Origin of the sequence: Actinokineospora spheciospongiae (assembly GCF_003182415.1) — a bacterium.
GTDB lineage: Bacteria > Actinomycetota > Actinomycetes > Mycobacteriales > Pseudonocardiaceae > Actinokineospora > Actinokineospora spheciospongiae.
Map to the genome: position 1 here is coordinate 178,307 of NZ_QHCP01000013.1, position 26,599 is coordinate 204,905.

General features: G+C 74.7%; 17 protein-coding genes. 10 read left to right on the plus strand and 7 right to left on the minus strand.

Annotation, left to right across the window (positions count from 1 at the left end):
- Positions 1 to 21: 21 nt before the first annotated feature.
- The 3 genes from DFQ13_RS27950 to DFQ13_RS27960 are packed head-to-tail and all read left to right on the plus strand — an operon-like array spanning position 22 to position 9,745.
- Complete coding sequence (locus DFQ13_RS27950) at positions 22 to 1,776, plus strand: fatty acyl-AMP ligase (protein WP_110081932.1); 1,755 nt, start codon at positions 22 to 24, stop codon at positions 1,774 to 1,776.
- Entirely contained in the window at positions 1,773 to 8,729 is a 6,957-nt protein-coding gene (locus tag DFQ13_RS27955; protein ID WP_110081933.1) for a type I polyketide synthase, read from the plus strand. The genes DFQ13_RS27950 and DFQ13_RS27955 overlap by 4 nt, the downstream gene beginning before the upstream one ends.
- A gap of 32 nt (positions 8,730 to 8,761) precedes the next feature.
- Entirely contained in the window at positions 8,762 to 9,745 is a 984-nt protein-coding gene (locus DFQ13_RS27960; RefSeq protein ID WP_181400174.1) for an alpha/beta hydrolase, read from the plus strand.
- Positions 9,746 to 9,784: 39 nt separating this feature from the next.
- Here DFQ13_RS27960 and DFQ13_RS27965 read toward each other — a convergent pair whose 3' ends face one another.
- On the minus strand, positions 9,785 to 10,675 hold the full coding sequence (locus tag DFQ13_RS27965) for an alpha/beta fold hydrolase (protein WP_110081934.1): 891 nt from the start codon (positions 10,673 to 10,675) through the stop codon (positions 9,785 to 9,787).
- Between the two features lie 255 nt (positions 10,676 to 10,930).
- Between DFQ13_RS27965 and DFQ13_RS27970 the strand changes: the two genes are divergently transcribed.
- The 3 genes from DFQ13_RS27970 to DFQ13_RS27980 all read left to right on the plus strand — a co-directional run bounded on the left by DFQ13_RS27970 (position 10,931) and on the right by DFQ13_RS27980 (position 14,515).
- Positions 10,931 to 12,181 carry a PucR family transcriptional regulator gene (locus tag DFQ13_RS27970; protein WP_146241377.1) on the plus strand — a complete coding sequence of 417 codons (1,251 nt, stop codon included), beginning with the start codon at positions 10,931 to 10,933 and terminating at the stop codon, positions 12,179 to 12,181.
- 413 nt (positions 12,182 to 12,594) lie between these two features.
- Positions 12,595 to 13,509: a carbohydrate kinase family protein gene (locus DFQ13_RS27975; RefSeq protein ID WP_110081935.1), complete on the plus strand. Its 915-nt coding sequence runs from the start codon at positions 12,595 to 12,597 to the stop codon at positions 13,507 to 13,509.
- 181 nt (positions 13,510 to 13,690) lie between these two features.
- Positions 13,691 to 14,515 carry an SAM-dependent methyltransferase gene (locus DFQ13_RS27980; RefSeq protein ID WP_035283052.1) on the plus strand — a complete coding sequence of 275 codons (825 nt, stop codon included), beginning with the start codon at positions 13,691 to 13,693 and terminating at the stop codon, positions 14,513 to 14,515.
- Here DFQ13_RS27980 and DFQ13_RS27985 read toward each other — a convergent pair.
- Complete coding sequence (locus DFQ13_RS27985; protein ID WP_110081936.1) at positions 14,503 to 15,264, minus strand: EI24 domain-containing protein; 762 nt, start codon at positions 15,262 to 15,264, stop codon at positions 14,503 to 14,505. The genes DFQ13_RS27980 and DFQ13_RS27985 overlap by 13 nt on opposite strands.
- A 169-nt stretch (positions 15,265 to 15,433) precedes the next feature.
- On the opposite strand from DFQ13_RS27985, the gene DFQ13_RS27990 reads away from it, so the two are divergent.
- Entirely contained in the window at positions 15,434 to 17,314 is a 1,881-nt protein-coding gene (locus DFQ13_RS27990) for an ABC transporter ATP-binding protein (RefSeq protein ID WP_110081955.1), read from the plus strand.
- Positions 17,315 to 17,793: 479 nt separating this feature from the next.
- Here the strand turns inward: DFQ13_RS27990 and DFQ13_RS27995 are convergent, their stop codons facing one another.
- From DFQ13_RS27995 to DFQ13_RS28005, 3 genes are read right to left on the minus strand one after another with little or no spacing between them, the layout of a single operon-like run.
- Positions 17,794 to 18,384, minus strand: coding sequence for an acetoacetate decarboxylase family protein (locus DFQ13_RS27995; RefSeq protein WP_110081937.1), 591 nt, complete (start codon positions 18,382 to 18,384; stop codon positions 17,794 to 17,796).
- Complete coding sequence (locus DFQ13_RS28000) at positions 18,381 to 20,066, minus strand: FAD-dependent oxidoreductase (protein WP_325050958.1); 1,686 nt, start codon at positions 20,064 to 20,066, stop codon at positions 18,381 to 18,383. The genes DFQ13_RS27995 and DFQ13_RS28000 overlap by 4 nt, the downstream gene beginning before the upstream one ends.
- On the minus strand, positions 20,054 to 21,535 hold the full coding sequence (locus DFQ13_RS28005) for a flavin-containing monooxygenase (RefSeq protein ID WP_110081957.1): 1,482 nt from the start codon (positions 21,533 to 21,535) through the stop codon (positions 20,054 to 20,056). Before DFQ13_RS28005 ends, DFQ13_RS28000 begins: the two co-directional genes overlap by 13 nt.
- Positions 21,536 to 21,800: 265 nt before the next feature.
- Here DFQ13_RS28005 and DFQ13_RS28010 point away from each other — a divergent pair, with 265 nt between their 5' ends.
- Entirely contained in the window at positions 21,801 to 22,907 is a 1,107-nt protein-coding gene (locus tag DFQ13_RS28010; RefSeq protein ID WP_110081938.1) for an alpha/beta hydrolase, read from the plus strand.
- Here DFQ13_RS28010 and DFQ13_RS28015 read toward each other — a convergent pair.
- Complete coding sequence (locus tag DFQ13_RS28015; protein WP_035280369.1) at positions 22,885 to 23,490, minus strand: TetR/AcrR family transcriptional regulator; 606 nt, start codon at positions 23,488 to 23,490, stop codon at positions 22,885 to 22,887. The genes DFQ13_RS28010 and DFQ13_RS28015 overlap by 23 nt on opposite strands.
- 217 nt (positions 23,491 to 23,707) lie before the next feature.
- Between DFQ13_RS28015 and DFQ13_RS28020 the strand changes: the two genes are divergently transcribed.
- Together DFQ13_RS28020 and DFQ13_RS28025 are read left to right on the plus strand one after the other, a co-directional pair.
- Positions 23,708 to 24,715 (plus strand): AraC family transcriptional regulator, encoded by a 1,008-nt coding sequence (locus tag DFQ13_RS28020; RefSeq protein ID WP_110081939.1) that lies wholly within the window; start codon positions 23,708 to 23,710, stop codon positions 24,713 to 24,715.
- Between the two features lie 73 nt (positions 24,716 to 24,788).
- Positions 24,789 to 25,067, plus strand: a complete 279-nt coding sequence (locus DFQ13_RS28025) for a hypothetical protein (RefSeq protein ID WP_110081940.1) — start codon at positions 24,789 to 24,791, stop codon at positions 25,065 to 25,067.
- 668 nt (positions 25,068 to 25,735) lie between these two features.
- On the opposite strand, the gene DFQ13_RS28030 is transcribed toward DFQ13_RS28025, so the two are convergent.
- Positions 25,736 to 26,476, minus strand: coding sequence for a DUF72 domain-containing protein (locus DFQ13_RS28030; RefSeq protein WP_110081941.1), 741 nt, complete (start codon positions 26,474 to 26,476; stop codon positions 25,736 to 25,738).
- Between the last annotated feature and the right edge of the window lie 123 nt (positions 26,477 to 26,599).

Here is a 26,599-nt window from a genome sequence, read left to right on the forward strand (position 1 = left end):
CCCCTGGTGAGGACTGTGCAGATGAGTTCCGCGATCAAGGACGGCGGCCTGCCCGCCGCGGAGGACCTACCCGGTCTGCTGGGCGCCTGGGCGGCGCGCAACCCCGACGAGGTGGCGCTGAGCTACCTCGACTTCCGCTCGCACAGCGGCGGCGCCCAGTCGACCTGGACCTGGCGCGAACTCGACGCCAGGGTCGGCGCGGTCGCGGCCTGGTTGCAGCGCCGGGTGCGCAAGGGCGCCCCGGTGGCCGTCCTCATCGGACAGACGCCGGACTACGTGGTGGCCTTCCTCGGCGCGCTGCGCGCCGGTGCCGCCGCGGTCCCGCTGTTCACCCCGGACATGCCGGGGCACGGCGACCGGCTCGCCGCGGTGCTGCGCGACTGCGCCTCCTCCACCGTGCTCACCACCCAGGACGCCGCGCCGTCGGTCACCGCGTTCGTGGAGACCCACCGGCTCCCGGTCGCCCAGGTCATCTCCGTCGACACCCTGCCCTCGGCGATCGCCGCGCACTTCGAGCCGGTCCCGCTGGCGCCGGGCGACCTGGCCTACCTGCAGTACACCTCCGGCTCCACCGGCGACCCGCGCGGGGTGATGATCACCCACGGCAACGTCGTGGCCAACGCCCGGCAGGCCAACCGGGCCTACGGGATGCGCCAGGACTCGGTCACCGTGAGCTGGCTGCCGCTGTTCCACGACATGGGCCTGGTGCTGTCGGTGGCCGCCCCGCTGGTGGCGGGCGTGCGCACGGTGCTGATGGACCCGCTGGCCTTCGTCGAGCGCCCCGAGCGGTGGCTGCGCGCGCTGTCGGTGAACCCGGGCGCGATCAGCGCCGCCCCCAGCTTCGCCTACGCCTACGCCGCGGCCAAGGTGTCGGACTGGGAGAAGTCCCGGCTGCGGCTGGACACCGTGACCGCGCTGATCGACGGCAGCGAACCGGTGCAGGCCGCGGTGATCGAGCGCTTCCACACCGCCTTCGGCCCGTGCGGGCTGCGCCCGGAGGTGCACCGCCCGTCCTACGGGCTGGCCGAGGCGACCGTGTTCGTCTCCGCCAGCAGACCGGGCAGACCCGCCGTCGACCACCGCTTCGACCGGGTGGCGCTGGCCGAGGGCCGCGCGGTCACCGTCGACGACGACGCCGCCGACGTGGTGCGGCTGGTGTCCTGCGGGCAGCCGATCGAGCAGGGCGTGCTCGTGGTGGACCCGACCACCCGGGTGCCCAGCGCCCCCGGCCGGGTCGGCGAGGTGTGGGTGGCGGGCCCGAACGTGGGCAGCGGCTACTGGAACCGGCCGGAGGAGTCCGCGCGGGTCTTCCGCAACTCCGTCGACGGCGCGGGCGCCCCGGGCGGTCCGTGGCTGGCCACCGGCGACCTCGGCGTCTGGTACGACGGCGAGCTCTACATCACCGGCCGGATCAAGGACCTCATCGTCGTCGACGGCCGCAACCACTACCCGCACGACGTCGAGCGCACCGTCGAGGCCGCGCACCAGGCGATCCGCCCGCGCAACGTGGTGGCCTTCGCGGTCTCCGGCGCCGACGGCGAGCGCGCGGTGGTGCTGGCCGAGCGCGCCAAGACCGTGCCCGCGCACGGGCTCGACCACTCCGCGGTGGCCGCCGCGGTGCGCGCCGCGGTCGCCGACCGGCACGCGCTGACCCTGCGCGAGGTGCAGATCGTGGCGCCGGACAGCCTGCCGCGCACCTCCAGCGGCAAGCTGTCGCGGATCGCCTGCCGCGAGCGCTACCTGGCCGACTCGCTGGCCGAGACCGGTCCGTCATGACGGTGCCCGACGGGGCGCAGGACCTCGTCGGTTGGCTGCTCGACCGGGTGGCGGAGGCGGCCGCGCTGCCGCGCGCCGCGATCGACCCGCAGCGACCGCTGCTGGAGTACGGGCTGTCCTCCCGCGACCTGGTCGGCCTGGTCGGCGACCTGGGCAGGCGCACCGGCCGGTCGCTGCCGCCCACGTTCGGCTACCGCCACCCGACCGTCGCCGCGCTCGCGGCCGCGGTCACCGGCGCCCGCCCCGTCCTGCCCGCGGGCGCCATCCCCGCCGCGCCCCCGCCGCCGCCCTCGCCCGAGGAACCGATCGCGGTGGTGGGCGTGGGGTGCAGGCTGCCCGGCGGCATCGACTCCCCGGCGGCGTTCTGGGACCTGCTCGACCGCGGCGCCGACGCCATCGGCCCGCGCCCGCCGGGCCGCTGGAACGCCCCGCCGCACGTGCTGCGGCTGCTGCCGACCACCGGCGGCTTCCTCGACGACGTCGCCGGGTTCGACGCGGAGTTCTTCGGCATCACCCCGCGCGAGGCCGACGTGATGGACCCGCAGCAGCGCATCACCCTGGAGGTGGCGTGGGCGGCGCTCGAGCACGCGGGCATCGCCCCCGGTTCGCTGCGCGGCACCCGCACCGGTGTCTACATGGGAGTGTCCGCTTCGGAGTACGGGCTGTTCAGCCTGGCCGACCCGGAGGCGGTGGAACCGTGGTCGGGCACCGGCGCGGCGGCCAGCGCGGTGGCCAACCGGCTGTCGTACCTGCTGGACCTGCGCGGCCCGTCGATGGTCGTCGACACCGCCTGCTCGTCGTCGCTGGTGGCCGTGCACCACGCGGTCGGCGCCCTGCGCCGCGGCGAAACCGACCTGGCCCTGGTCGGCGGGGTCAACGTCATGCTCACCCCGGCGGTCACCGGCACCTTCGCCCGCTCCGGCGTGCTGGCCGCCGACGGCCGCTGCAAGGCCTTCGACGCCGCGGCCGACGGCATCGGCCGCGGCGAGGGCTGCGGGGTCGTCGTGCTGCGCCGCCTCGCCGACGCCCGCGCCCGCGGCGACCGGGTGCTCGCGGTCGTGCGCGGCACCGCCACCAACTCCGACGGCCGCTCCAACGGCATGATGGCCCCCAACCCGGAGGCGCAGGCGGCCCTGCTGGCCGGGGTCTACCCCGCCGCCGACATCGATCCCTCCACAGTGGACTACGTGGAGGCGCACGGCACCGGCACCCCGCTGGGCGACCCGATCGAGGCGGGCGCGCTCGGCGCGGTCCTCGGCGCGGGCCGCGGCCGCGACCGGCCGCTGCTCGTCGGCTCGGTCAAGACCAACCTGGGGCACCTGGAGGGCGCGGCCGGGGTGGTCGGCCTGATCAAGGTCGTGCTGTCGTTCACCCACGGCCGCATCCCGCCGACGCTGCACTACCGCACCCCCAACCCGCTGATCGACTTCGACGCCCTCGGCCTGCGGGTCACCGCCGAGACGACCCCGTGGCCGCGCTACTCCGGCTCCGCCAGCGCGGGCGTGTCGGCCTTCGGCTTCGGCGGCAGCAACGCCCACGTGGTGCTCGAGGAGTGGCCCGCGGCCCGCGAACCGGACCCGGTGGCCCCCCGCCCCGAGGTCTTCGCCCTGTCCGCCCGCACCCACGCCACCCTGCGCGACCGCGCCGCCGACCTGGTCGACTGGCTGGAGACCACCGACGGCGCCCGGGTCCCCCTCGCCGACGTCGCCGCCACCCTCACCGCCCGCCGCGAACACCTGCCCGTCCGCGCCGCCGTGGTCGCCACCGGCCGCGAGGAACTGGCGGAGGCGCTGCGCGCGGTGGCCTCCGGCGCGTCCTCGGCCGCGGCGGTGCAGGGCCGGGTCCCGACCGCGGCGGCGCCGGACACCGGCCCCGTCTTCGTGTTCTCCGGCTTCGGCTCGCACTGGCCGGGCATGGGCCGGGAACTGCTGGCCGCCGAACCCGCCTTCCTCGCCGAGGTCGACCGGCTGGAACCGCTGTTCGCGGCGGCGGGCTTCTCCCTGCGCGCGGCGCTGCGGGACCCGGCCGCCGCCCCGTTCACCGTGCAGGCCCCGGCGCTGTACGGGATGCAGCTCGCCCTGGCGGGCCTGTGGCGGGCCCACGGCGTGCTGCCCGCCGCGGTCCTGGGCCACTCCGTCGGCGAGGTGAGCGCCGCCGTGGTCGCGGGCGTCCTGGACGCCGAGCAGGGCCTGCGCGTGGTCACCGCCCGGACCGCGGTCCTGGCGGAGCTGGACGCGACGGGCACGGGCGCCATGGCCGCGCTGGAGCTGTCCGACGCCGAGTTCGCCGCGCTGGCACCGGATCACCCCGGTGTCGGCATCGCGGTGCACGCCGCGCCCCGCCTGTGCACGGTCAGCGGCCCGGCCGCGCAGGTCGCCCGCCTGGTGGCCCACGTCGACTCCGGCGGCGGCTTCGCCCGACCCCTGCGGGTGCGCGCCGCCGCCCACTCCGCGGCCATCGACCCGGCGCTGCCCGCTTTCCGCGCCGCCCTGACCGGCCTGACCCCCCGCCCACCCGAGATCCCCTTCCACTCCAGCGTGGCAGGCGACGCGGGGACCCCGACCCTGGGCACCGTCGACTACTGGGCGGCGAACCTGCGGCAGCCGGTCCACTTCACCCGGGCGGTCTCGGCCGCCCTCACCGCCGGGCACACCCGCTTCGTCGAGGTCGCCCCGCACCCGGTGGCGCTGACCGCCGTCGAGCAGACCGCCGCCGCCCACAACGCCGCGAACCCGCGCACCAGCGCCACGGGCATCGGAGTCCTGCCGCCCGTGCTGCCGGACTTCGCCGTCGCCCGACGCACCCCGGCGCCACCGGTTCCCTCCACGCCCGAGGTGGCTCCCCTCGCGCCTGGGGCGGTTCCCCTCGCCCCTGCAGCGGTTCCTGTCATGCCCGAGGCGGTTTCCTTCACGCCCGAGGCGGCTTCCCCCGCCTCTGCGGCGGTTCCCGTTGCGCCCGCGGCGGTTCCCGGGGACACCGTGGCCGCCCACCGCTTCGAGGCGCACGGGCGGGCGGAACCGGTGCTGGTGGTGCCGACGCTGCGGCGCGGGGCGGCGGTGGCCGAGTGGCTGCGGGCACAGGCCACCCTGCACGTGCACGGCGACTCGACCGCCCTGGGCACCCGCTACCCGCTCGGCCCGGTGGTCGACCTGCCCGGCCCGGCTTGGCGGCACCGCAGGCACTGGGTGCCCGAGCGCGCCCCGGCCGTCCCCGCGGCGCACCCGCTGCTCGGCGCGCACGTCGAACTCCCCGACGACGGCAGGCACGTGTGGCAGGCGCCGCTGCCGGTGCGGCGCCTGCCGTGGCTGGCCGACCACCGCGCCCACGGGTCGGGCGCGCTGCCCGGCACCGCGTTCCTGGAGCTGGCGCTGGCCGCCGGTCGGACCACGCTCGGCCCCCGGGTGCTGGTGGCGGACCTGGCGCTGACCGAACCGCTCACCCCCGGCCCGCACACCGTCCTCACCACCGAACTCGACCGGGCGGGCCGCCTCACCGTGCGCTCCCGCGACGCCGACGGCGGCTGGGTCACCCACGCGACCGCCCGGGTCCTGCCCGACACCGCCGCCCCGCCCGCCCCGGTGGCCCACCCGCCCGGGGGCGAACCGTTCGACCTGCGCGCCGCCTTGATCGCCGCCGGGCAGCAGCGCGGCCCGGCGTTCCGCGGCCTCACCGACGTCCGCGCCACCCCCGGCACCGCCACCGCCCGCGTCCACCTGCCCGCCGCCGCGGGCGGCGACGACGGCTTCGCCCTGCACCCGGCCCTCGCCGACGCCTGCCTGCAAGCCCTGGTCCCGGCCGCCGCGGGCCTCCCCGGCGCCGCGGGCCACCACGTCCCGGACGGGGTCGCCCGCACCCGCGTCCCCGGCGACCCGGCCCTGGGCACCCACTGCGTCGCCACCGCCGAGGTCACCGCCCCCGGTGTCCTGCTCGGCACGGTCCGCCTGCTCGCCGCCGACGGCTCCGTCCTGGTCGAACTGCTCGACGTGCGCGCCCCCACCCCCGACCGGGCCGGGAGCGGCGGCCCAGCCGTCGAACGCCGCTGGGACCCGGCCCCACTCCCCGCCGCCACCCACCGGACCACCGCCCCCGCCGGCGCTGCACCCACCGACCCCGCCCACACCCCCCACCGACCCACGGACCCCCCGACCCCCGCCGCCGAGGTGGCTGCGCGGATCGCGGGTGATCCGGTTCGCGTTGCCGAGGTGGCTGCGCGAACCGCGGGCGAGCCGGTGCCTGCTGCCGAGGTGGTCGTGCAGGCCGCAGGCGATCCGATCTTCTCCGCCGCGCGGGCCGCGGGTGATCCGGTCCTCGTGCCACGGCGGCGCTGGGTGTTGGTGCCGGAGGGGGATGTCGCGCTCCCCGGCCTGCCCGGCCTCGCCGCTGTCCTCGCCGAGGAGGACGAGGTCGTCGAGGTCACCGTCGCGGGTCTGGAGCGTGAGGCCGCGACCGGTGTGGTCGTGGTGGCGGGTCCCACCGCCCGCTACCGCGCTCCCGGTCACGCCGAGGCCCTGGTGCACACCGTCACCGCGATCGCCGCCCTGCTCGCCCGGCGCGACCACCCGCCCCGGCTGTGGGTGGTCACCACGGGCGGTGCCACCGTCCCGGGTGCCGAGCCGGGGGAGCCGGGCCTGGCGTGCCTGCGCGGCCTGGTCCGGGTGCTCGCCTTCGAGCACCCCGAGTTGCACGCCACCCTCCTCGACGTCGACCTGGCCTCCGGCGCGCCCGCGGTGGCCGCCGAGTTGCGGGCCGGGCGCGATGACGACGAGGTGGCCTGGCGTTCGGGCAGGCGGCTGCGCGCCCGGTTGACCACCGCGACCACCCCTTCCGCCGATGGCCGCCCCCCGGTCGTGCGGGCGGGTGCCTACGTCGTCGCCGGGGGTACCGGGGAACTCGGCCGCAGGCTCACCCGCTGGCTGGTCGACGGTGGCGCCACCCGTGTCGTGCTGGCGGGGCGGGTGCACCGCCCGGGGGCCGAGCCGGGCATCCGCGATGCCCGCGCCCGTGGCGTGGAGGTCGACGTGGTGCTCGGTGACCTGGCCGAGCCGGGTTTCGCCGCGACCCTGATCGCCCGCGCCCAGCGCGGCGGGGTGCCGCTGCGCGGGGTGGTGCACGCCGCCGGGGTGCTCGCCGACCACCCGGTGGCCGGGTTGAGCCGGGAGGCCATCGCGCGGGTGTGGCGGCCCAAGGTGCTCGGTGGGCTGCGGCTGCACCAGGCCACCGAGCGGCTCGAATTGGACTGGTGGGTGGCCTTCGCCTCCATGTCGGGTCTGGTCGGCGCTCCCGGCCAGGCCGCCTACGCCACCGCCAACGCCTGGTTGGACGCCCTGGTCGAGGCCCGGCGCGCCCGCGGCCTGCCCGCGGTCACCCTGGACTGGGGTGCCTGGGCCCGGGACGACGGTTCCCGCTCCGACCGCCCGAACGCGGCCTTCGCCGAGGTCGACCCGGCGCACGGGATGGCCGCGCTGGCGGGGGCGCTGGCGCACGACCGGTCCGGGCTCGGGGTGGCCCGCCTGGACGTGCCGCGCGCCCTGTCGCTGTTCCCGGCCCTCGCCCGCAGGCCGTACCTGTCCGCGTTGACCGCTTCGGCCGCCCCCGCCGCGCTCCCGGCGCCCGCCCTCACCCGCGGCCCGGGCTCGCGCGGTGCCCTGGTGGCGCACCTGGTCGTCGGCCTGGCCCGGCTCACCGGCGCCGACCCGGCGACGGTCGACCCCGCCGCCCCGCTGACCGACCTCGGCATCGACTCGCTGATGGCCGCGCGCCTGCGCGCCGCGGTGCGGCAGGACTTCGACGTCGCCCTCCCGGTGGCCCTGCTGCTGCGCGGCGCGAGCCTGGCCGAGGTCGCCCGACACGTCGGCGACGAGCTGGGCCTGCCCGCCGCGGCCGCCGCCCCCGGCCCGCACGGGGTCGCCCCGCGCGACCCGACCGAGCGCTGGCTCACCGTGGTGTGGACCGACGCGCTCGGCAGCGCCCCCACCGGCGTGCACACCGGCTTCTACGACCTCGGCGGTGACGAGGCCGCCGCGGCCAGGGTGCACGCGGCCCTGTCCGCCAGGCTGGCCGAGGTGCCGCCGGTGACCTCGCTGTTCGCCCGCCCCACCATCGCCGCCCAGGCCGACCTGGTCCGCGACGAGCTCGAAGGCGCCCCGGGGCCGGTCACCGTGCTGCGCGCGGGCGGCGGCAGTCCGCCGCTGGCGCTGTTCCACCCGGCGGGCGGCCCGACCACGGTCTACCAGCCGCTGGTGGCCGAACTGCCGACGTCCTACCCGGTCCTGGGCTTCGAGCGGCTCGACGACGAGTCCACCGTGGAGTCGAAGGCGGCCCGCTACGCGAGCCTGCTGCGCGAGCGGCAGCCCAGCGGCCCCTACCGGCTCGGCGGCTGGTCCTTCGGCGGCTGCCTGGCCTACGAGGTCGCCCGCCTGCTCACCGAGCAGGGTGAGCGCGTCGACCGGCTGGTGCTCATCGACACCGTCCTCCCGCTGCCCGGCGCCGACCCGGCCGACCTGGTGCTGGACCGCTTCGACCGGTTCGCCGAGCACGTCGAGCGGACCTACGGGGTGGCGCTGGACCTGCCGCGCGAGGTGCTCGCCGCCCTCGACGAGGACGAGCAGGTCGACGTGGTGATGGACCGCCTCGCCGCCGTGCCCGACCTGGGCCGGGGCGCGCTGCGCCACCAGTACACGTCCTACGTGGACGCCCGGGTCGGCGAGCGTTGGCGGCCCAGGCCCTACGCCGGTCCGGTGCTGCTGCTGCGCGCCACCGACCCGCACCCGCTCACCGCCACCCTCGACCCGCGCTACCTGCGCACCGACGAGGCGCTCGGCTGGGACGCGCTGTGCCCGGACCTGCGGGTCACCCGGGTGCCCGGCGACCACCTGAGCATGATCGACCCACCCCGGGTCCGCACCCTGGCCCGACACCTGGCCCGAGCCCTGGAGGCACCGGTCCGGGTCTGACCCCCGCACAACCCCTTCCGCCGGAGAACCCCTTGGCACACCGCCGCACGCGATGGCTGCTCGCCCTCGCCCTGCTCGCCTCGACGGCCGTCGCCGTCCCCCTCACCCTGCCCGCACCGCAAGCCGCCGCGGCGGCGGTCACCGCCGACGACGGCGCCCGGGTCGTCGAGGAGGTCCGGGTCGACGAGCGCACGCTCGACCTGCGCATCGCCTCGCCCGCCCTGCGCGGCGACGGCTGGGTCCGGCTGCTGTTGCCCTCCGGTTGGGACGGTGCCACCCGCACCTGGCCCGCCCTGTGGCTGCTGCACGGCTGCTGCGAGGACGCCGACTTCCGGTCCTGGTCGGCCTACAGCGACATCGCCGCGCTCGCCGCGCCCCTGGACCTGATCGTCGTGCAGCCCTCGGACGGCAAGGCGGGCATGTACTCGAAGTGGTGGAACTCCGGTCGCGGCGACGGCCAGGACTGGGACCGCTTCCACACCGAGGAGGTCCGCCAGATCGTCGAGCGCGGCTACAAGAGCGGCACCCGCCGGGTGGTGGCGGGCCTGTCGGTCGGCGGCTACGGCGCGATGGCCTACGCCTTCCGCCACCCGGGGATGTTCGTCGCCGCGGCCTCCTTCAGCGGCGCCCCCAACACGCTGCTGCCCACGGTCCCCCTGGTCCTGCAAGGGCTCGTGGCCATGGAGGGCTACAACCCGCTGGACCTGTGGGGCGACGAGATCTTCCAGCGGCAGCGGTGGTCGGACAACAACCCGTACGACCACACCGACAAGCTCCGGGGCACCGCGCTCTACGTCTCCAGCGGCAACGGCATCTTCGGCCCCCTGGACTTCCCCGGCGCGGCCGACCCGGTGGAACCGGCGTCCTTCGCGTCCTCGCAGTCGTTCGTGTGGAAGCTGCGGTCGCAGGGGATCGCGGTGACCGAGCACTTCTACCAGGGCACGCACACCTGGCCCTACTGGAAGCGCGAACTGCGGACCGCCTGGCCCTGGCTCACCGCCAACCTGGGTCTGTAGCCCCCGGTGGGGGTGGGCACGGCCCACCCCCACCGGTGCTCAGGCGTCCACGTGGTGCGCCAGGTCCTCCACGTCCAGCCGGGCGGGGGTGGTCTCGTCCAGGAACCCCAGCAGCACGTCGGCGAACCACGCGGGCTGGGCCACGTGCGGGAAGTGCCCCGCCCCCTCCAGCTCCACCAGCCGCGAACCGGGCATCAGGTCGGCGGCGCGGCGCCCGTGGCCCACCGGGATCACCCGGTCCTCGGTGCCCCAGATGACCAGCGACGGCAGGTCCTCGGCCAGGTACAGCTTCTCGGTGGCCGAGACCCGCTGCCCGCCGAGCCCCACCGAGGCCCGCACGGTGCGCACGAACGAGGTCCGCGCGTCCCGCGAGGCCAGCGTGCCGAAGTGCTCGACCAGCTCGCGCGCCTCCACCCGCCGCCCCACGACCGCCCGCGCCAGCGCGACGGTCAGCCGGTTGGCGATCAGCGGCAGCGCCATCGCGGTGCCCGGCAGGTTCGCCGCCCGGATCGCCCGGCTGACCCCGGTGCCCAGCCCGCCGCTGTCGACCAGCACGACCCGGCCGCACATCTGCGGGAACTGGTAGGAGAATTGCAGCGCCACCCCGCCGCCGAGCGAGTGCCCGACCAGGGTCACGTGCCGGTGCCCGAGCCCGACGAGCAGGTCCCGGACGACGTTGGCGTAACCGGCGATCGAGTAGTCGCCGTGCGGGCGCTGCGAGCGGCCGTGCCCGGGCAGGTCGACCGCGATCACCTCGCGGGTGCGGCCGCGGCGGTCCAGTTCGGCCAGCAGCGGCTTCCAGGTGGCGCTGGTCCCCGCCAACCCGTGCACCAGCACCAGCGGGTCGTCGGTCGGGGCGCCCTCCGGGAGCAGGTGCAGGTAGCCGATCCGGCGGCCGTGCAACACGGCCTCGCGCGCCGAAATACCCATCGAAGCACCTTTCCCGAATGATTTTCGGCAAAGCATAGAACGGCTTCGGGTCGCATTGTCACGGGCGAGCGGAATTGTGCAGGTATGAACAGTTCGGGCGTTCGCGGCTTGCCACCGGCACGCAAACCCGTCCACCGGTGCGGCAACCGGCCTGCGTGGACGATTGACAGCCCCTTGACCCCTCTTTAGTGTTCGAGGACACCAATGGACACGAAGTCGTGCGGGGGTGTCGATATCGCGCGGGTGGAGGGCGAGATGGCGGTGACGCAGCGGGGCGGGCCGGTCGGCAGCGGATCGGACAAGCCCGGGCCCGGCGTCACGGCGGTCCCGATCTGGGCGTCGGTCGTGCCGGGCATCGCCGACCGGGTGCGCCCGCTGGCCAGGACGCTCATCCAGGACGCCGTCGAGGCGATCCAGGAGGCCGTGCCCGCCTACCGCCAGCCGGTGGAGGGCAAGTTCGGCGAGGTGCTGCTGGGCAGCGTGCAGGCCGCCATCATGCAGTGCTTCGAGTTCATCGCCGACCCCACCGCCGACCGCTCCGACTGGCTGGCCGCCTTCCGCTACGCGGGTCGGATGGAGTTCCTCGAGGGCCGCACCATGGACTCGCTGCAGACCGCGGTCCGGGTCGGCGCCCGCGCGGTGTGGCGGCACGTCAGCGTCGCGGGCCAGGAGCTGGGCATCCCGGCCGACACGCTGCTCACCGTCGCCGAGGCGATCTTCGCCTACGTCGACGACCTGTGCGTGGTCGCCGTCGCCGGGTACACCGAGGCCCAGGCGCAGGCCAGCGGGTCCTACGAGCGCAGGCGCCGCCAGCTCATGAAGCTCATCCTGTCCGACCCGCCCGCCCCCACCCAGTCCCTGGTGGAGCTGGCCGCCGCCGCCGACTGGCAGATCCCCGACGAGGTGGCCGTCGTCGTCCTGGAGTACCGCACCGACCAGCACCACCTGCCGGTCCCCGCCCTGGGCCGCGACGTCCTGGTCGACCTGGAGAGCGGCGACCCGTGCCTGGTGCTGCCCGCCCCCCGCGCGCAGCTTCCGAACCTGGAGGGGCAACTGCAGGGCCGCCGCGCCGCGGTCGGCCCCACCGTGCCGCTGGCCGACGCGCACCGCTCGCAGCGGCTGGCCCGGCAGGCGATGTCGCTGGTGCACCGCGGCGTGCTGCCCGAGGTGGCCGTCACCTGGTGCTCGCGCAACCTCTCGACGCTGCTCATGTTCGCCGACGAGTCCCTGGTCACGCACGTGGCGCAGCCCATCCGCGCCGCGTTCGCCGACCTCACCGACAAGCAACGCGAGCGGGTCGCCAGCACCCTGCGGACCTGGCTGCACACCCGAGGCGACATCAACGAGACGGCGTCGCGGCTCGCGGTGCACCCGCAGACCGTCCGCTACCGCATGAACCAGATCGAGGAACTGCTCGGCGACCGCCTCAACGACCCCGAGCAGCGGTTCCTCATGGAGATCACCATGCACGCCTGGCACCTGCCCGACGACACCACCGCCAACTGAGGCCCGCGGCGGGGCCGGGCCGGGCCCGGTGGACCCGCGCGGGCTGAGTTCTCCCCACTCGGTCACCGATCGCCGGGGTTCCGAGCGGGAACGCGCTGTCCGTCCCACCGGGAATGGGCAACCGCGCCCCGATCGGGCACACATCCCGCGGCCGTGTCCGCCATTCCCATTCCGGGTGTTCGCAGCTCAGGGTCGTTCTGGGCGCTCGCGGGCGGATTCGGCGAAATCGCCCGGGCCGCCCGGGGCCTGTTCTCCCCGGGCACTTCCCGGGCACGCGCCCCGACCGCCCCGGGCGGACCCGGGCGCGGTTGCGGGCACCGGGCCGCCGCCCGCCGCGCAGCCGCGCCGCACCCCGCCCGAGCTGTGGCAGGCTGGCCCCGCACCAGTTCCGACACCGCCGCCGGGAGCAGTCGATGATCACCGTTGTGGGCGAGGCCCTGGCCGACCTCATCGCCGCCGCCGACGGCCGCACGTTCACCGCCCACCCCGGCGGCAGCCCCGCCAACGTCGCCCTGGGCCTCACCCGCCTGGGCACCGCGTCGGTCCTGGGCACCCGCCTGGGCGACGACCTGTTCGGCACCCTGGTCCGCACCCACCTCACCGACGCCGGGGTCGACGTCCGCCCCCTGCCCGCCCCCACCTCCGACACCAGCGTCGCCTTCGCCGCCACGGACGCCGCCGGGGTGGCCCGCTACGACTTCCGCATCACCTGGGACATCACCGCCCTGCCCCCGCTGGACGGCGCGGAGTGCCTGCACACGGGTTCCCTGGCCACCCTGCTGGAGCCGGGGGCGCGGGTCGTCGAAGCCGCCATGCGCACCGAGCGCACGGTGTCCTACGACCCGAACGTCCGCCCGTCGCTGTCCGGCACCCCCGCCGAGGAACGACCCAGGGTGGAGCGGCAGGTGGCGCTGTCCGACGTGGTCAAGGTCAGCGAGGAGGACCTGGGCTGGCTCTACCCCGGCGAGGACCCGGTCGAGCGGGCGGCGCGCTGGCTGGCCCTGGGACCGTCCCTGGTCGTGGTCACCCTGGGCGCGGACGGCGCCCACGCCGTCACCGGCAACCACGCCACCACCCGCCCCGGCCCCCCGACGACGGTGGTCGACACGGTGGGCGCGGGCGACGCGTTCACGGCGGGGCTGCTGCACTGGCTGTCGCGGGCGGGCCTGCTCTCGGGCAACCACACCGCCATCGCGTCGGTGACCGGGCGGTCACTGGAGAACGCGGTCGACTTCGCCAACGCGGTCGCGGCGATCACCTGCTCCCGCGCGGGCGCCAACCCCCCGACCCTCGCGGAGTTGGGCGCGGCCCGGTCCCTGTTGCCCTGAGTCACGTCCCCGGGACGGTCGAATCCGGCGACCGAACGGTCCGGTGGCGGAGCGTGACAAGCCGCAAACCGGTGGGTATCGCTGCCCTGAACGGGTGCGCCGTACGGCTGATGATGGAACACAGGCGACCGTCTGTACTACGGTGAGCACGAACCGTTGTCACCCAGTCTTTGGAGCGCCCATGAGCGTCGAGCACGTGCAGATGCGCGCACGGCTCGACCTGGAGGCGCCCAACCAGGCCCGGCTCTCCAACGCCCTCCTCGGCGGCCGGGACAACTACACCGCCGACCGCAACCTGGTCGAACGGCTGCTGCGGATCGCCCCCGAGGCCCGCGCGGTCGCCCGCGAGCACCGCGAGTGGGTCGGCCGGGTCCTGCGGATGCTGACCGTGCAGCGCCGGGTCGACCAGTTCCTCGACCTGGGCGCGGGCCTGCCGACGGCGGACAACACCCACCAGATCGTGCAGCGCACCAACGCCGAGGCGAAGGTGTTCTACGTGGACAACGACCCGATCGTGCTGGCCCACGGCCGGGCGCTGCTGGAGGAGAACGAACTCACCCACGTCGCCGAGGCCGACCTGACCGACCCGGCCGCCGCCCTGGCCAGCCCGGTGCTCACCCGCCACCTGGACCTGACCCGCCCGGTGGCCCTGATGATGTGCGACGTCGTCCACCACATCACCGACGACGCCACCGCCCTCGGCGTGGTGCGCGGCTGGCTGGACGCGCTGCCCACCGGCTCCTACCTGGTCCTCACCCACCACTTCGACCCCGAGGACGGCGGCGAGCCCAGCGCGCTGGCCCACCGCCTCGACCGCGAACTGCGCGACACCCCCCTGGCCACCGCCCACCGGGGCCGCGACCAGATCGACGGGTTCCTGGCGGGCCTGACCCGAGTCCCCCCCGGCCTGGTCCCCCTGCACGACTGGTGGCCCGACGGCCCCAGGTTCTCCCCGCTGGCCCCGATGAACCACACCGTCGTCGGGGTCGTCGCCTACAAGTCCTGACCGTCGGTGAGCCTGGCGGCCAACAGGGTCCCGCCCGCCATCGCCGCCGGGAAGACCACCAGCGCCAGCAGCGGCACCAGGCACAGCAGGTAGACGGGCACGGCGAACCCCAGCGCCATCGCCCGCCTGCGTCCCAGCGCCCGCCGCCGCTCCCGCAGGCTCCGCCCCCGCCGCACGAACGGGATGGCCGTCATCTCGACCGCCAACAACCACGCCCCGACGAACACCGCCACCACCGGCACCACGGTCTGCCCCACCACCGGGATGAACCCGGCGACGAACAACGCCACGGCGAACAGGATCGCCAACCCGGCCAACCGCAGCCCGTCGCGCAACCCGATCCACGCCGAGCGACCCCACCCGATCCGCTGCGCCTGCGGCACCCCACCCAGCTCCCGGTCCTCGACCTCCTCGGCGATGCTCTCGTAGAACGGTCCGCCGATGATCAGCGTGAGCGCCGAGAACAGCACCATCATCAGGGCCACCGCCCCGATCACCACCCCGGCCCCCAGCGCGGTGCGGAACACCCCCCGCCACGTCTCACCCCACCCATCGGCAAACGGCGTCGCCCACGCGACGAGGTCACCGATGCCCAGCGCCAGCCCGACCAGGGCGCCGAAGAGGACCACGCTGGTCACCAGCGCGGGCAATGCCCCGCGCACCAACAGCCCACCGTTGCCGAGCACCAACCGGAACCCCCGCCCCAGCAGCCCGATCCCCGTCCCGAAGTCCCGCACAATCCTGATCACGCGCGCAGTCTAGGGCGTCCCCACCAAGCCCCCCGCCCACTCACGACCCAAGCCCCCCGCCACCACGGGCTCACCCACGCTCCACCCACCATCGCAGTTGACTTCAAGCAAACTGGAGGTCCTATCCTCCGCTTGATCACCTGTTCGACCGAGGAGGACACCCATGAGCATGGAGATGACAGCCTGGAGCGCCCTCTACAGCGCTGCCCGCACCGGCGGCCCCGCGGGCAAGATGCCCACCAGGGTCACCGCCAAACGCATCCTGGAGATAGCCAAACCCCGCCGCAAACGCCTGCTCGCCTTCCTGGTCCTGGGGGTGGTCCTCGCCGGTCTGGCGGTGCTGTCCCCGGTGCTGGCGGGCCGGGTGGTCAACGCGATCGTCGCGGGCGACCCGGACGGCGTCGTCGTCGTCCTGGCGCTGCTCATCGCCGGGGCCGCGCTCGCCGAGGCCGGGCTGGGCCTGGTGTCGCGGTGGTTGTCGGCGGGCATCGGGGAGGGGCTGATCCTCGACCTGCGGTCGCGGGTGTTCGACCACGTGCAGCGGATGCCGATCGCGTTCTTCACCCGGACCCGCACCGGTGCCCTGGTCAGCAGGCTCAACAACGACGTCCTCGGCGCGCAGCGGGCGTTCAGCGACACCCTGTCCGGGGTGGTCACCAACGTGGTCACGCTGGCCCTGACCCTGGTCGTGATGCTGGGCATCTCCTGGCAGATCACGCTGCTGGCGCTGGTGCTGCTGCCGGTGTTCGTCATCCCCGCCCGCCGCATCGGCCGCCGGGTCGCCGACCTGCGCCGGGAGGCCGCGGCGCTGGACGCGGCGATGCTGACCCAGATGACCGAGCGGTTCTCCGCGCCCGGCGCGACCCTGGTCAAGCTGTTCGGCAGGCCCGCGGACGAGTCGCGGGAGTTCGCCGGGCGGGCCCGGCGGGTGCGCGACATCGGGGTGCGCTCGGCGATGGTGCAGTCGGTGTTCGTCACCGCGCTGACCCTGGTCTCCGCGCTCGCCCTGGCCCTGGTCTACGGGCTCGGCGGCCACCTGGCGGTGACGGGCTCGCTCGACGCCGGGTCGATCGTGTCGCTGGCGCTGCTGCTGACCCGGCTGTACTCGCCGCTGACCGCGCTCGCCGGGGCCCGCGTCGAGGTGATGAGCGCGCTGGTCAGCTTCGAGCGGGTCTTCGAGGTCCTGGACCTGCCGCCGCTGATCTCCGACAGGCCCGGCGCCCGCCCGGTGCCCGACGGCCCGGTGTCGGTGGAGTTCGAGGACGTGCGCTTCGCCTACCCGTCGGCGGACAAGGTGTCGCTGGCGTCGCTGGAGGAGGTCGCCGCGATCGACACCCGGGCCGGGGTGGAGGTCCTGCACGGGGTGTCCTTCCGCGCCGAGGCGGGCCAGACCGTCGCCCTGGTCGGGACGTCCGGGGCGGGCAAGTCGACCATCGCCCAGCTCGCTCCCCGGCTCTACGACGTCGACTCCGGCGCGGTCCGGCTCTCCGGGGTCGACGTGCGCGACCTGACCGCCGACTCGGTGCGCGCCACCCTCGGCATGGTCACCCAGGACGGCCACCTGTTCCACGACACCATCCGGGCCAACCTGCTGCTGGCCCGCCCGGAGGCGGGCGAGGACGAGCTGTGGGACGCCCTGCGCCGCTCCCGCCTGGCCGACCTGGTCGCCAGCCTGCCCGACTCCCTGGACACGGTCGTCGGCGAGCGCGGCTACCGGCTTTCCGGCGGTGAGCGGCAGCGGTTGACCATCGCCAGGCTGCTGCTGGCCCGGCAGCGGGTCGTCATCCTGGACGAGGCCACCGCGCACCTGGACTCCACGTCGGAGGCGGCCGTGCAGGAGGCGTTGGCCGAGGCGCTCGACGGGCGCACGGCGCTGGTCATCGCGCACCGGCTGTCGACGATCCGCGCCGCTGACCAGATCCTGGTCGTGGAGGCGGGTCGGGTGGTTGAGCGGGGTACGCACGAGGAGCTGCTGCGCCGGGGTGGGCGGTACGAGGAGCTGTACCGGACGCAGTTCGCCGACGAGGAGGGGTCGGTCGAGGTTCGCTGACGGCGGGCTTGTCGTGGGTGTGCCTGGGTGTGCTCTGTTTTAGAGGCCGGTCGTTTGTCGTTGTGGTGCCCGGCTGGGTGGATGTGTTTGGCCGGGGCCCCTATGGCGATCATGTGCTCCAGTGCGTCAGGTGGGGCTGAAAAGATGCCCCACCGCCCAGGCAGGCTGTCACATGATCGCCACCCCCGGCCAAACACATCCACCCACCCGGGCAGTTCGCTCGCCGGGCCGGCGGTTTGGTGGGTGGTCGGCTGGCCAAGCGCATCCACCCACCCGGGCAGTTGCTTGGTCGGGCCGCCGGTTTGTGGGGTGGTCGGCCTGCGTTGAGGACACCTACCCGCCCGGGCGGTTGCTCGCCGGGCCGGCGGTTTCGGGGGTGGTTGGCTGGGCAAGCAGCACCTCCGCCCGCCCGGGCATTTCCGTAGCCGGGGCGGCGGTGGCGGGGTGGCTCGTTGCTGCGCCGGTGGGGCTTGTTCGTGTCAGTGGGTCCGGGCCTCGCCGAAGGTCATGTCGAAGTCGGTGAGGGTCAGGCTCAGGGCGGGGGAGTGGGCCGTGAGGAAGGGCAGTGGTGCGCCCGCGTCCCAGTCGACCCGGGCGAAGCGGAGGCCCGAGGTCGACCGCACCCGGCTCAGCTTGAGCTTGCCCGCGAGCGTCTGCGCGACCCGGAAGGCCACCGGCCACCGGCCGGGCAGGCGCGCCCCCGGGCGCACCCTGGCCCGGGCGATCGAGGTTGCTGTCCACTCCGGACCGTCCACGGTGAACTCGGCCAGCTCCTTCGGGATTCCCCACAGCGCCCGCCCGCCGTCGCGGGACCGGGGGCTGTCGACCCAGATGTGGGTGATGGTCGGGTACAGGCGCAAACCCTTGCGCACCAGGAGGGTCGACATCAGCTCCCGGTAGGTGAGCACGCTGCCGGGGCGGTAGTCCACCCACGCGGTGCCGACCACGCACCACGGCCCGAGGCGGACCACCGAGGTCCCCTCCGGGACCTCCCAGTCGCGCTCGCGCAGGAACCACACCGACAGGTGCAGGTCGCCGCGCAGCTTCCACGGTTCCGGGGGGTGGGTCACCTGCGCTCCTTCGGGGTGATCGGGATCAGGGCGCCGGGTGCCGAGGCGGGGACGACCGGTGAGCGCGGTGCCACCGGGTCCAGCCGCCGGTAGGGGGCGCCGGGTTCGGGCCGGGGGTCGGCCTCGCCCCTGTTCGGCCACAGGGCCATCGCCCGCTCGGCCTGGGCGGTGATCGTCAGCGACGGGTTCACCCCCAGGTTCGCCGAGACCGCCGACCCGTCCACCACGTGCAGCCCGGGGTAGCCGTGCAGCCGCTGGTACGGGTCCACCACGCCGGTCTGCGGGGTCTCGCCGATGGCGCAGCCGCCGATGAAGTGGCCGGTCACCGGCATGTCGACCCAGTCCGCCCAGGTGCCGCCCGCGATGCCGTCGATCTTCTCGGCGACCCGGCGGGCCACGTCGTGGCCCGCCGGTATCCACGACGGGTTCGGTTCGCCCTCGCCCTGGCGGCTGCTCAGCCTGCCGAACCGGCGGAAGGTCGTCACCGAGTTGTCCAGCGACTGCATCACCAGCAGCACGATCGTCTGCTCCGACCAGTGCCGGGGGTCGTGCTGGCGGGCCAGGTCCCGCCGCCTGCGCCACAGCTCGCGCAGCCCGCGCGCCCACCGCGACCGGCCGCCGTCGACCAGCACGGTGCCCAGCAGCGCCAGCGCGTTGCTGCCCTTGCCGTAGCGCACCGGTTCGACGTGGGTCACCGGGTCCGGGTGGATCGAGGAGGTGATCGCCACCCCGCGCGAGTAGTCCACGGTCGAGTCCCGCGCCCTGGCGGCGAGGATCGCCTCGGAGTTGGTGCGGCTGAGGTAGCCGACCCTCGGGGAGATCCGGGGCAGGGTGGTCGCGCGCAGCCTGTGCAGCAGCTTCTGCGTGCCCAGCGCGGCGGCGGAGAAGATCACCTGGTCGGCGGTGAAGGTCCGCTTCCGCAGTCCGCCGGTGCGGCGGGTGTCGACGGCGTACCCGCCGTCGACCTCGCGCACGCCGACCGCCGTGGTCAGCGGGTGGACCTCCGCGCCCGCCTTCTCCGCCAGGTACAGGTAGTTCTTGACCAGCGTGTTCTTCGCGTTGTGCCGACACCCGGTCATGCACTCCCCGCAGTGGGTGCAGGTGCGCCGGGTCGGCCCCGCGCCGCCGAAGAACGGGTCGGGGACCTCCTCGCCGGGTTTGCCGCCGAACAGCACGCCCACCGGGGTGCTGGTGTGGGTGTGGCCGACGCCGAGGTCGTCGGCGACCTCGCGCAGCACCCGGTCGGCGGCGGTGGTCGCCGGGTTCGTGGTCACCCCGAGCATCCGCTTCGCCTGGGCGTAGTGCGGGGCCAGCTCGGCCCGCCAGTCGGTGATGTGCGCCCACTGCCGGTCGCGGAAGAACGCCTCGGGCGGCTCGTAGAGGGTGTTCGCGTAGCCGAGGGACCCGCCGCCGACCCCGCTGCCGGACAGCACCAGCACGTCGCGCAGCGGGGTCATCCGGAAGATCCCGGTGCAGCCCAGGCGCGGGGCGAACAGGTAGTCGCGCACGTGCCAGGAGTTCTCGGCGAACTCGTCATCCGCGAACCGCCTCCCCGCCTCCAGCACGCCGACCCGGTAGCCCTTCTCGGTCAGCCGCAGCGCGGACACGCTGCCGCCGAACCCCGATCCGATGACCAGGACGTCATAGTGCGGCACGTCCGGGTTCGCCGCTACGCGGTCCACGTGGACCGCTCCTCCGGGTGGTCGCCTGCGATCAGGTGGAAGTCGCCGGGGTCGGGCCGCCTGGTGCGCCGCCGGTACTCCGCGACCAGGCCCGGCCAGTTCGTGGTGATCCGCCCGCCGTCCTCCCGGTACCAGCTCTCGCAGCCGGTCCACACGCTCGACCGCAGCCGCGACTGCACCTCCCGGTCGGACCGCTCGGCCACCTCGGCCCGCACGTCCACGGCGGCCACGCCGTGCGCGCGCATGGCCCGCAGGGTGCGCACCAGGTAGGCGGCCTGGCGCTCCAGCATGAAGATGATCGAGTTCCCGCCCAGGTTCGTGTTCGGCCCGTAGACCAGGAACATGTTCGGGAACCCCGGCACGGTCATCCCCAGGTGCGCCCGGGCCCCACCCGCCCAGGCCGTCGCCCGCAGGTCCACCCCGCCGGTCCCGGTGATGGTCAGCGGCGCGAGGAAGTCGGTGGACCGGAAACCGGTGCCGTAGACGATCACGTCGGCCGGGTGCTCCCGCCCGTCGGCGGTCACCACGCCGTCGCGGGTGATGCCCGTGATCGGGTCGGTGACCACGTCGACGTTGGGCCGGGTGAGGGCGGGCAGGTAGTCGTTGGAGAACAGCAGGCGCTTGCAGCCGATCGCGTAGTCGGGCGTGAGCTTGGCCCGCAGCACCGGGTCCGCCACCCGCGCCCTGAGGTGCAGCCGGGCCACGGCCTCGATGGCCCTGCCCAGCGGCTTGGCCGAGGTGAAGGCCGTGGTCAGCAGCTCCCCGCTCAACCACACCGACGCCCGCCCGGCCAACCGCGCCCCGGGCACCCGCCGGAACAGGGCGTGGTGCGCGGCGGTGTACCGCCGGTCCGGCTTCGGCACCACCCACGGCGGTGTCCGCTGGAACAGGTCGAGGTGCCCCACCAGCGGTTGGATGCGCGGCACGAACTGCACCGCGCTGGCCCCCGTTCCGATCACCGCCACCCGCTTGCCCGCGAGGTCCACGGAGTGGTCCCACCGCGCCGAGTGGAAGATCCGCCCCCCGAAGGTGTCGGCCCCGGGGATGTCGGGCACCGCAGGCCGCGACAACTGCCCCACCGCGGGCACCAGCACGTCGGCCGTGACGACCTCCCCACCGGCGATCTCCACCCGCCACTTCCCGTCCCGGTACGCCGCCCCCACCACGTCGCACCCGAACCGCACCACGTCGGTCAGCCCCTGCTCGGCGGCGGTCCGCTCCAGGTACCGCAGGATGTCCGCCTGCCCCGAGTACCGCCGGGGCCACCCCGGGTTCGGCGCCCACGACCACGAGTACAGCGACGAGGGCACGTCACAGGCCGCCCCCGGGTACACGTTGTCCCGCCACACCCCACCCAGCCGGGACTCCCGCTCCAGCACGGTCACCGCGAACCCCGCCCGCCGGAGCGCGGCGGCGGCCCCCAGGCCCCCGAAGCCCGCCCCGATCACAACCACCGACAGCTCTGTCATGCCCACGACGCTAGAACCGCCCCACCCCGGGAACCAGCCCTCCGGCGGCCTCCCGATTGACATTTCCGGCCAAACCCCCGGTCAAGGACGCCTGCCCCCGAACCGCCACCCCGTCGGCACGCGATCAACGCGCGGACCGGCGTCGCCCCGGACGGCGGGTACCGGGGCGGCGCCGCTCTTGACTGCAAGTCAAGAGCGATCTAGCGTTCGCGCCGTCCATCTCTTGATCGTGAGTCAAGAGCGGTGTGGTGAGGAAGGGTGGGCGATGGGAACGTCGGCGACGGAGGACGGCCCCGCCGGGGCGGTGCGGCGCGATGTGTGGTTCGAGTCCGGCGGTGTGCGGTGCGCGGCGTGGCTGTACACCCCGACCGCGGGCGAGGGGCCCCGGCCGCTGGTGGTCATGGCGCACGGGTTGGGGGCGGTGCGGGAGTGGCGGCTGGACGCGTTCGCCGAGCGGTTCGCCGCGCAGGGGTGGGTGGTGCTGGTGTTCGACTACCGGTACCTGGGGGCCAGCGAGGGCGCGCCGCGGCAGTTGCTCGACATCGGCGACCAGCTCGACGACTGGCGGGCGGCGCTGTCCTACGGGCGGTCGCTGCCCGGGGTCGACCCGGAGCGGGTCGCGGTGTGGGGGACCTCGTTCGGCGGCGGGCACGCGCTGCGGATCGCGAGCGAGGACCGCGCCGTGGCGGCGGTGGTGGCCCAGTGCCCGTTCACCGACGGCCCGGCGTCACTGCTCTCCCGGTTCCGCTCCAGCCCGTTGAGCGTGCTGTGGCTCATCGCCGCCGCCGTGCTCGACGTGGTGGGGTCGCTGTTCGGCGCGAAGCCGGTGCTGGCCCCGGTGGTCGGGGTGTGGTGGATGCCCGCCTTCCTGGTGTCCCCGACCGCGATCGCCGAGGCGTCGAAGCTCATGCCCGCGGGGTCCCGGCTCTCACCGCGCACCGCCGGGGTCGCCGCCCGGATCTCCGCGGTGGGCAGGGGTCTGTCCCCGACGGTCGAGACCGGCGGGCGCCCGTTCCGCCCCTCCGAGACCGCTGTCGGCCGCGACACGATCTGGGGTGTCATGAAGGGCCCGGACGGCGCGAGCGACAGCGCCAACGCGATCGCGGCCCGGCTCGCGCTGTGGCTGCCGCTGTACCGCCCGGGCAAGGACATGGGCAAGATCACCGCGCCGACCCTGTTGTGCGTGTGCGACGACGACCGCGCGGCCCCCGCCCGCACCACGGCCCGCCTCGCGGCCCGGCACGACCACATCCAGGTCAACCACTACGACGGCGACCACTTCGACATCTACGTCGACGACCTCTTCGAGCGCGCCGTGCGGGACCAGGTCCGGTTCCTCGCGGCGCGGCTCACCGCCCCGGCGAACCGGTAGTCGACCCGCCCGGGTCCTGGTGGGGACCCGGCACAGCGGCGATGCCGCGGGCGCTGCGCACCAACGTCTCGACGATGGCGCGATCACCCGCGGCGTCGCCCACGTGCGTGAGCATCCCCTCGACCGCGAACACCCCGATCCGCGTCATCGCGCCCTGCTCGGCCTCCGGCACGCCCAACCCGGCCAGGTGCCACCGCAGCATCCCCTCCACCTGCGCGTGGAACCCGTCGTGCCACACCCGCAACGCCTCCGAGGCCCCGACCCTGGCGTGCACCGTCGTGATCAACCGGTCGACCCGCCGCAACTGCCCGACCGCCCACAGCAACTGCTCGACCGGAGATTCGGCCAACCGCTGCGCCGCACCGGCCAGGAATTCCGCGAACAACGCGTCCAGGACGGCGACCAGCACCTCGTCCTTGTGCTTGAAGTACCAGTAGACGGTGTTGGAGGCCACCCCCGCCTCGCGCCCGATCCGCACCACCGTCGTGGAGTCGTAGCCCTCCTCCACGAACAACCGCGTGGCCGCGGCGACGATCTCACCGCGCTTCTCTTCCCGGTCCTGCGGGCGTCGGTTCCGCGGCATCCCCCACCTGGCCACATCGGTCACGCTGGAACCCCAGCGTAGGGGAACCGCCCCCGCGGGCGCTCCCGGCCCACCACCTCGCCGGGGCCCCGGCCGAGCACACCACCACCCGGGCTCCCACAACGAACTCCCCGGCCCCGGAGGCGCAGCCACGGTGAAGCCCACCGAATCCCGGCCCTCGCGGCCAACCCCCGCCCCCACCGGGCAGACTCCCGGTATGCGGGTGTTCGCCGAGGCCGCCGTCCGGCACTGGGACTACCCGCGCGGCACGGCGGGCCTCCGACTGGTCTCCGCCTTCGCGCGGGAACGGGACGTCCCCCTGCCCGAGGTCCCCGAGGACGTCCTCACCGACCCCGCGGCCCGGGTGGACGCGGCGGTCGAGCTGGCAGCCGTGCGCGCCCTCGCCGCACGACTGCCCGACGCCGGGTTGGAGTTGGGCCGCCGCTACCACGTGACGACGTTCGGGATGCTCGGCTACGCCGTGCTCAGCAGCCCCACCCTCGGCGCCGCCGTCGACGTGACCCTGCGGTACCTGGACCTGAGCTTCATCTTCTGCGTCCCGCGCCTGCGCCTCGACGGCGCGCTGCTGCGGTTCGAGCTGGACGCTTCCGCGCTGCCGCAGGACGCGACCAGGTTCCTCCTGGAGCGCGACCTCTCCGCCATCCACACCGTCACCGGCGAGCTGCTGCCCGGCGGCCTCCCGCTCACCGAGGTGGCCTTCGGGTTCCCCGCGCCCGCCGACCCGTCCGCGCACCGCGTCGCGTTCGGCGTCGAACCGGTCTTCGGGGCCGCGGTGACCTCCGCCGCGTTCCCGGCCGCCGAGCTGGACCGGCCGCTGCCGCAGGCCGACCCGGTGACCGTGGCCGACTGCGAGGAGCGCTGCCGGGTCCTGGTGCAGGCGCGCAGGCAGCGGCACGGGACGACCGGGGCGGTGCGGGCCCAGCTCGCGGCGGTCGGCGGCATCCGGCTCGGCGCGGGCGAGGTCGCCGCCCGGCTGCTGGTGGGGGAGCGGACCCTGCGGCGGCGGCTGGCGGAGGCGGGCACGTCGTTCCGCGAACTGCGCGACGAGGTGCGGTTCGCCCTCGCCGAGGAACTGCTCGCCGACGGGGTGCTGCCGGTGGCCGACATCGCCACCCGGTTGGGCTACGCGGAATCGGCCAGCTTCATCCACGCGTTCACCCGATGGACGGGACACACGCCGAGCGCCCACCGCAGGCCGGGCTGAGAGTCCACATCGGACGTACCCTTGTTCACGTCCCGGAAACCGAAGGCGACACGTGAAAAGGGATCATTGACCGATGTCCAGCCCCGACCACATCCCCGCCCCACGGGCCGAGTTCTCCGCGGCCCGCGACATCACCGAGGCCGCCGTCTCCGCGCTGACCGAGCGCCACCCGGAGGTGGCCCCCCCGACCGTGCAGGCCGTGGTGTTCCAGGCGGCCTGGGAACTGGCCGCGCACGCCCACCTGCCCGAGTCCTTCCGACGGCTGCTGCACCGCCGCGCACACGCCCGCCTGCTCGCCATGGTGGGAAGCCTGACCCCCATCCGCGGCCCCCGGGCACTCGCCGCCGACTAGGACCTGCCGCAAAGCCGGAAGCAGGGAAGCGGGAAAGCAGGCTGACCCCGAACCGCCGCCCGGCGAGCAAACGCCGGATGGGTGGATGCGCTTGCCACCCAGCCCCCCGAAACCGCCAGCCCGACGAGCGACTGCCCGGGTGGGTGGATGCGCTTGGTCAGCCAGCCACCCCCGCAACCGGCGGCCCGGCTACGCCCCGGCCCGGGTGGGTGGAGGTGCTTGGCCAGCCGACCGCCCCGAGAACCGCCGGCCCGGCGAGCGAACTGCCCGGGTGGGTGGAGGTCCTGAACGCAGGCCGATCACCCCACAAACCGCCGGCCCGGCGAGCGAATGCTCGGGTGGGTGGAGGTGCTTGCCCGGCCGACCGCCCCGAAAACCGCCAGCCCGGCCACAAAATGCCCGGGTGGGTGGATGTGTTTGGCCGGGGGTGGCGATCATGTGACAGCCTGCCTGGGCGGTGGGGCATCTTTTCAGCCCCACCCGGTCACACTGGAGCACATGATCGCCATAGGGGCCCCGGCCAAACACATCCACCCAGCCGGGCACCCACGACAAACGACCGGGCTTTGCGGGACACAGGCACGGCCGAGCACCCCCACCCACCCGGCACCCCCACCAAACCCCCAGGCTCTGAGACAAGTCCCAGCGCGACCGGGACACAACCCCGGTCACACCGGGTCCGGTTCGCCCTTGACCAGGCGGCTCAGTTCCACGGCATTGTTCGGGGCGTGCCCGCTCATCGTGTTGTCGAGGTAGACGTACACGTCGAGGTCGGCCGACCAGGTGTGGATGGCCGCCGCCCACTTGCGCAGGGTCTCCGGGGGGTAGTCGCCGGTGTAGAGGGTCTTCGGGCCATGCAGGCGGGCGTAGGCGAAGTCGGCCGTCAGCTCCGTGAGCAGCGGGAACCGGCCCGCCGAGTCGGCCACCACCGAGGCCACCCCGTGGTCGCGGAGCAGGTCGAAGTAGCGGTCGTCCTGGAAGCTGGGGTGGCGGGCCTCGATCGCGTGCCGCACCGGGGGCAGCAGGTCCAGGAAGGCGGCGACGGTGTCGCGGTCGAAGGCCAGGGTGGGCGGGAGTTGCCACAGCAGCGGCCCGAGCTTGTCGCCCAGTTCCGCGACGCCGGAGTCCAGGAAGGCGGTGAGGGCTTCGCCGGGGTCGCGCAGCCGCAGGGTGTGCGTGACGACCTTGGGGCCCTTGACGGCGAGGACGAAGTCCGCCGGGGTGCGGTCGCGCCAGGAGCGGAACACGTGCGGGCCGCGCAGGCCGTAGAAGGTGCCGTTCACCTCAACCGAGTTGAGGCGGGCCGCGAGGTGTTCGAGTTCCTTGCCCCGGCGCAGCGTCGACGGGTAGAAGCCGCCGCGCCACTCGGGGTAGGTCCAGCCGGAGGTGCCGATCCTGATCTCTGCCATCCCCGGCTGCGTACCCCGCTGATGATCACTCGAAACGGTGAGCGGCCGACACGCCCCGATCGGGTACCGACCTGCCTCGCCATTGCCCGCGACCTGGCACAACACCACCATCCACAAAGGGCA

Coding starts and splice junctions, on each gene's coding strand:
- DFQ13_RS28030 (WP_110081941.1), bottom strand. CDS start 26,476: ATGGCAGAGATCAGGATCGGCACCTCCGGCTGGACCTACCCCGAGTGG.
- DFQ13_RS28005 (WP_110081957.1), bottom strand. CDS start 21,535: ATGACAGAGCTGTCGGTGGTTGTGATCGGGGCGGGCTTCGGGGGCCTG.
- DFQ13_RS28025 (WP_110081940.1), top strand. CDS start 24,789: ATGTCCAGCCCCGACCACATCCCCGCCCCACGGGCCGAGTTCTCCGCG.
- DFQ13_RS28010 (WP_110081938.1), top strand. CDS start 21,801: ATGGGAACGTCGGCGACGGAGGACGGCCCCGCCGGGGCGGTGCGGCGC.
- DFQ13_RS27965 (WP_110081934.1), bottom strand. CDS start 10,675: ATGGGTATTTCGGCGCGCGAGGCCGTGTTGCACGGCCGCCGGATCGGC.
- DFQ13_RS27955 (WP_110081933.1), top strand. CDS start 1,773: ATGACGGTGCCCGACGGGGCGCAGGACCTCGTCGGTTGGCTGCTCGAC.
- DFQ13_RS28015 (WP_035280369.1), bottom strand. CDS start 23,490: ATGCCGCGGAACCGACGCCCGCAGGACCGGGAAGAGAAGCGCGGTGAG.
- DFQ13_RS28020 (WP_110081939.1), top strand. CDS start 23,708: ATGCGGGTGTTCGCCGAGGCCGCCGTCCGGCACTGGGACTACCCGCGC.
- DFQ13_RS27975 (WP_110081935.1), top strand. CDS start 12,595: ATGATCACCGTTGTGGGCGAGGCCCTGGCCGACCTCATCGCCGCCGCC.
- DFQ13_RS27980 (WP_035283052.1), top strand. CDS start 13,691: ATGAGCGTCGAGCACGTGCAGATGCGCGCACGGCTCGACCTGGAGGCG.
- DFQ13_RS27990 (WP_110081955.1), top strand. CDS start 15,434: ATGGAGATGACAGCCTGGAGCGCCCTCTACAGCGCTGCCCGCACCGGC.
- DFQ13_RS27950 (WP_110081932.1), top strand. CDS start 22: ATGAGTTCCGCGATCAAGGACGGCGGCCTGCCCGCCGCGGAGGACCTA.
- DFQ13_RS27970 (WP_146241377.1), top strand. CDS start 10,931: ATGGCGGTGACGCAGCGGGGCGGGCCGGTCGGCAGCGGATCGGACAAG.